Genomic DNA, 3,668 nt, shown 5'->3' on the forward strand with positions numbered 1-3,668 from the left:
GGGACCGGGTGGTCCGGCGAGCCGGGCGACTCGAGCCGGTGCCGGTCGTGGATGGGGTGTCAGTCGTGTGCGGGGGCGAGCACCCGTGCCAGCGCCGGCTGCAGATCGCGTACGGCCCGGTTGCTCCGGAACCGGGAGAGTTCCCGCGCGAGACGCCGGACGTCGCTGTTCACCGTCGCCGAGGGCACGGCCGGCATCACTCCCAAGAGTTCTCCGGCGATCGTGCAGGCATGCTCGACCTCTCCCGAGGCGGCGTGGGCCAAGGACCTGCGAAAGCCGTACCGGGCGCGAGTTCGTAGCGCGTGTGGCGGGAGACGGCGGTACTCCCGGGGAAGCCCGCTTTCGCCAGCACCGGGACGCCGAGATCATCCTCAGCATGCCCGGCATGGGCCCCACCACCGGCGCCGAGTTCATCGCCGCGACCGGCGGCGACCTCAGCGCCTTCGCCAGTCCCGACCGCCTCGCCGGCTTCGCCGGACTGGCCCCAGTCCCCTGGGACTCCGGAAAAGCCAGCGGCAACCTGCGCGGGCCCCGCCGCTACCACCGCGGCCTCCAACGCGCCCTCTAGCTCTCCACCCAGGTCAGCATCTTCTTCTGCCCGGTCTCGAAGGCCTACTACGACCGGAAGAGGAAGGAGGGCAAGGGGCACAAGCAAGCCGTCATCGCCCTCGCCCGCCGACGCGTCAACGTTCTGTGGGCCGTGATCCGCGACCACACCCCCTTTCAGACCGCCCCAGTCGCTGGTGCCTAGGACGACATCCAAGCAGCCACGGCACCGGCTCCGCTGGCCCGGTAAGGAACGGTCTGAAACAGCCCCTCCTTGGACCTCGTGGTGCAGACATCCGCATCCGCTCCCTGTCCGACCGCCTTGATAGAAGCTCTTCATGACATTCCGATTCACTGCCCGCGTCGCCGGAGTTGAGATCGATCCCGACGGTTACTTCACCGAAGCCGGCCTCTCGGAGACCGAGGACGGCAGCGGCTTCATCCTGTCGTTCATGTCAGGCGAGGAAGATCCCGACGACCAGGAGGTCGAGCTGGGGATGGACACTCACTGCCTGGTCACAGCTGGGCAGGGGACGGCCTACGGCTGCGTGCGCGAAGCCGTCATGGAGGGCAATGTCCTTCGCGTCGTGCTGGACCCCGAGGCACTGGAGAGCCTTCGGCTGGAGGACAGCGAAATCGAAGCTGTCATTGAGGCACCGGCGCAAGATGTGGCCCGGTTCCGGGAAACCCTCGCTCAGGTACTCGCCTATGGGAGGACGGATGCCTTGCCTACCCGGGTAGCGATCTGATCCGAGGAGTAGGGCCCACCGGGCTTGACAGTCGGCATTGGGAAGTCGCCTCTTCTCCGTCTGCTCCTCGACGTGACCAGCGTCGCTCGCGATCGGGACAAAGCGATCGAGAGCAAGAGCAGATGAGGCACACAGGACACCCCTGTCACCTGTCACCGGCATCATCGAGGGCGACGGCTGTGCCGGCAGTCCTCGCCACGCACCACCTGGGGGTGTGAGCGAATCCGGCGCCGGTGTCAGTGCCATCCGCTTCAATGCCCGCCATGAGCGACGCAGCACACGAACACCGGGAGCAGAAGGAGGTCCTCACAGCCGTCCAGCGGCTGGCCTGGGCCGATCCGGGCGATCTGCGGTGTGAGGAGGCGGGGCACCCGGCGGGCCACATATGCCTGCTGGCACCGTGGGACCTGACCGACCTCCCCGCGATCCAAAGGGCCCTGACCGAACACTTCGGGCGGCCGCGCGACCTCGCGACGGACGGATACGCCGATCCCACCGTCACCCGGCGCACGGGGCTCCCCCTGCTGGCCCCCTTCGGCGAGCGGGTCGTCGAGATGCGCGCGTGGGCGCACGGAGGGCGCTGGATCGGGTGCGGTGCCGCACGTTTCGACGACGGCATACGGCCCGTGGTGCTCGTCGCGGAGGGGCGAAACCCGGCGGTGGACACACCCGAGGCGGCCTCCTGGGTGGAGAGGGTCGTCGCCGTCACGGGGCAGGACGCCTCCCGCGCGCGTACCCACGACTGGCCGGAGATAGAGTCCCGGCTCGGCACGGCCCTGCCCAGCGACTACAAACACCTTGTCGAACTCTTCGGGCACGGCGCGTTCGACGGCTACCTCGAGATCCACGTACCCGGCGCCTGTTTCGAGGGCTCGGACATCGTCCGGCACACCAAGCGGCTCAGCGAGTGGGCGGCCGGCAGCCGGAGCGGCCTGTGGGATCCGTACGGGCTCTACCCGGCCCCCGGCGGGCTGCTGCGGTGGGCGAGCACCGAGCAGGCCGACCAGTTCTTCTGGCTCACCGAGGGCCCCGACCCGGACCGGTGGCCCATCCTCGGCAGGGAGGACATCCCCGATTCCTGGGTGCGCTTCGACGGGACGACCAGCGAGTTCATCCACCGCATGCTCACCGACCGGCAGCACCCCTTCTCCACGGCCCGCCACTTCGACAGCCACTGGTTCGAGAGTTACGAGGACGAAGGTGAGTGAGGTGTCCCTGATCGGGATGCCGGCTGCGGATTCGGCACGTGCGCGTCGACGAACTGGTTGATCTCGCGTTCTCCCACTCCTGAGGCGGGTGCGGGTCCGGGGGTGACGACCGGCTGCTCACCTGTCGGGTCTGCCCGAGCATGCGTGTCGGCAAGGGACGGCGCGACCACTTCCGACTCCCGTGCCGTGGTGGCGCCGGTTCCCGGTGCGGCACAGGTGATCACTGCTGGAGGGGCTGGTCAGCGCGTGCGGCGGGTGGGGTGGTCCGGCGCGCCGACCGCGCGGGCTTGGCACATCCTGGTGAGAAGGAGACATGTGCCTTCGTACCGGGAGGGCGCGAGATGGGTGAGGCGACGCCGCGGCCCGGCGGGCGGCGGGCGGCGGGCCCGGGTGCCGGTGCAGGGCGCCGGGCCGGGATCGAGGACGTCCTGGCACCGCATGTGAACGAGGCGGTACGCCGCGCGGGCGGCTACGGCGGCGGTATCTACCTGCGCTCCCGGGACCGGCGCTCACTGGTGCTGGCGGTGGTCGCCGGGGTGCCGCGCACGGTGCTCAAGATCTTGTGGCGGCTGCCGGTCAGCGGCGCACTGCCCGCCGCCGAGGCGTACCGCACCGGCATCCCGATCCATCTGGCGGACGAGGGCGACACCATGCGCCGCTACCCCCAGATGTCGGTCGGCCTGCCCTATCACTTCGCCTCCGACTACCGGCCCCTGCGGGTGGACGGCGAGGCGGTGGGGGTGCTGGTGGTGCTGTGGTCGCCCGCCGCGGAGTCCGCCTCCGGCGAGGACCTCGACGCGGTCGCCGCGGCGGCGGGGGCGATGGGCGCCGCGCTGGCCGAGCTGGCGGAGCAGGGCTGGCCGGTGGAGTACGAGGGGGAGCCGGTGAGCGTGCGGCTGCCCGGGGAGCCGCACGCGGTGCGGGTCGGCTTGATCGACTGGAATCTGGACACGGGGGAGTTCGTCGCGGACGACGAGGCATGTCGGGTGCTCGGCTCCGATCCGGAGGCCTTCGGCGGCACCATCGAGGACGTGAGGGCCCGCGTCTACCCGGAGGACCTGCACGAACTGCGGGCGGGCGAGCAGGAGGCGGCTGACCAGGGCTTGGTACGCGGCCGGGTCTTCCGGGTGGCGGACACGGTGGGTTTGGGACGTGGCGACGAGGG

General features: G+C 70.4%; 3 protein-coding genes and 1 pseudogene. All 4 read left to right on the forward strand.

Annotated features, from left to right (window positions below; translation table 11 throughout):
- Positions 1-331 precede the first annotated feature (331 nt).
- Positions 332-751: pseudogene (locus tag E4099_RS30340) on the forward strand (transposase); the annotation flags it as partial.
- 133 nt (positions 752-884) lie between these two features.
- A complete protein-coding gene (locus E4099_RS30345) occupies positions 885-1,295 on the forward strand; it encodes an Imm10 family immunity protein (protein WP_135342317.1) in 411 nt (136 codons plus the stop codon).
- Between the two features lie 263 nt (positions 1,296-1,558).
- The gene (locus E4099_RS30350; RefSeq protein WP_135342318.1) at positions 1,559-2,503 is read left to right on the forward strand and encodes an SMI1/KNR4 family protein; all 945 of its coding nucleotides are present in this window, start codon (positions 1,559-1,561) and stop codon (positions 2,501-2,503) included.
- Between the two features lie 341 nt (positions 2,504-2,844).
- A partial coding sequence (locus E4099_RS30355; protein WP_167828536.1) for a PAS domain-containing protein occupies positions 2,845-3,668 on the forward strand: 824 nt, incomplete at its 3' end.

It is taken from the genome of Streptomyces palmae, from assembly GCF_004684805.1.
In the GTDB taxonomy this organism is placed as follows: Bacteria; Actinomycetota; Actinomycetes; order Streptomycetales; family Streptomycetaceae; genus Streptomyces; species Streptomyces palmae.